Source organism: Acidobacteriota bacterium, assembly GCA_034211275.1.
Lineage (GTDB): Bacteria > Acidobacteriota > Thermoanaerobaculia > Multivoradales > JAHZIX01 > JAGQSE01.
In genome coordinates, this window is record JAXHTF010000377.1 from 1 (window position 1) to 1944 (window position 1944).

At 65.7% G+C, this 1944-nt stretch carries 1 protein-coding gene; it reads left to right on the forward strand.

What is annotated here, in order from left to right; translation table 11 throughout:
• Positions 1–1944 (forward strand): pentapeptide repeat-containing protein (locus tag SX243_26155; protein MDY7096470.1); only part of this gene is annotated, 1944 nt, incomplete at both ends.

Genomic DNA, 1944 nt, shown 5'->3' on the forward strand with positions numbered 1-1944 from the left:
CTACGAGCATTTGAAAGCGACGGATCCGAAGTTCCGCGGCGATCCCGCCGGGCTGCTGCATTTGCTTTCGGTGGGGCGCTGCGTGCTGCTGCTGGACGCCTTCGACGAGATGGGCGTCGCCGCCGCCGGCCGTAGCGTCGAAGACCAATTCCGCGAGCTGGCGCGGCTGGCGGGGGAGGAACCGCTGGAGCCGCGGCTCGGCAATCGCATGCTCATCACCTGTCGCACCCACTTCTTCCGCGACCAGCAGCAGGTCAAGGACACCGCCTCCGCCCGCCCCCGGGGCCTCGCCGCCAGCGAGGATTCGGCCCTGGGCCGCCTTGCCCGCCGCTTCAACGCCCGCATCGACGAGCTTTGCTTGTTTGATGACGACGAGGTGCAGGACTTTCTCGCCAAACATCTGGGCGACGCTCAGGTGGATCGGGCGTGGGAGTTTATTCGGGAAACTTACGACCTCAAGCGCCTCGCCTCGCGGGCGGTGCTGCTGGAGATGATCGTCAAGTCTTTGCCCAAGCTTTGGCGGGAGGGGCGTGGAGCGGTGACCTCGGCGGGGCTCTACGAGGTCTATACAAGGATGTGGCTTGAAGACCGCAGTGGCCGCAACCTCGAGACCCGGCCGGAGCTGCGCCACCGGCTGCTCACTCAGCTAGCGTTCAGCCTTTGGCGGCGGGATGACCGGCAGCTGCATCATCGAGATTTGATCGAAGAGGTGCGGGGAATGTCCCAGCATTTTCCCGGTCTCGACTTCGAGCGGGTTGATGTCGAGCTACGCACCGCGGCGTTCCTGGTGCGCTCGGCGGACGGCTACTACCGCTTCTCCCACAAGAGCTTCCTGGAATATTTCCTCGCTTGCGGGCTGTGGTCGGCGCTGGAAGACGCGGAGAACGGCGTCCGAGCCCTCGACCTGCCGCCCTTGTCGCCGGAGGTGGGGGAGTTCTTCTGGCAGCTGCGAGATGGGAAAGAGCATCACGAGGTGCGGGAGCTGCGGCTGGAGGCGCTGCGGGAGATCCTCACCGAGGGCTATCGGGCCCGGGCGAGCGAGAATGCGCTGCGTTTGGGGCATTGGAGCTCAGGTGAGAAAGCCTTCACGGTGGAGGGTGCCTGCCTCTCCGGGGCCGAGCTGGGCGGGGTGGATCTGGCAGGGGTCGCCTTGCCCGGCGCGGATCTAAAGGGAGCCAACCTGGAGGGGGCCAATTGGGAGCGAGCGGTGCTTCGGGGAGCGCGGCTCGATGAAGCAAAGCTCGACCGGGCGCAGCTCGCCGGAGTGGACCTGGAGCAGGCTTCCCTCTGCAAAGCATCCATGCGTAGGGCAGACCTCCGGAGCACATGCCTGGGCGCCGCGAGGTTAGACGGTGCGCTAATGACGGATGTCCTGCTGGATCAGGCCGACTTGACCGGGGCCCAGCTCGTCGACGCCGACCTCACCGCAGCTTCCGGGGACGCCGCCACCTTCGCCGGCGCCGATCTCACTCGCTCCAACCTCACCGCCTCGGTCTGGACCGGCTGCGATTTCACCGGCGCCAAGTTGAGCGATGCGTTGTTGGAAAATTGGCTGCCCCTCGATCCTCTGGGGATGATCCCGAAGGGCGCGAAGTGGCTTCCTGGAAGCGATCTGCGGACCGCGCTGAGCACTGGTCACCGAAGTTGGGCACGTTGTACTGCATGGTCACCGGATGGTCGGTTCCTGGCTTCGGGGAGCTCTGATGGGTCGGTTCGGGTGTGGGATGCGGCGAGTGGTGAGGAGCGTCGTGTGTTGAGTGGTTCGGGCGGGATTGTCTGGTCGGTGTGTTGGTCGTCGGGAGGCGAGGAGTTGGCTTCGGGGAGCGAGGATGGGTCGGTTCGGGTGTGGGATGCGGCGAGTGGTGAGGAGCGTCGTGTGTTGAGTGGTTCGGGCGGGATTGTCTGGTCGGTGTGTTGGTCGCCGGGAGGCGAGGAGTTGGCTTC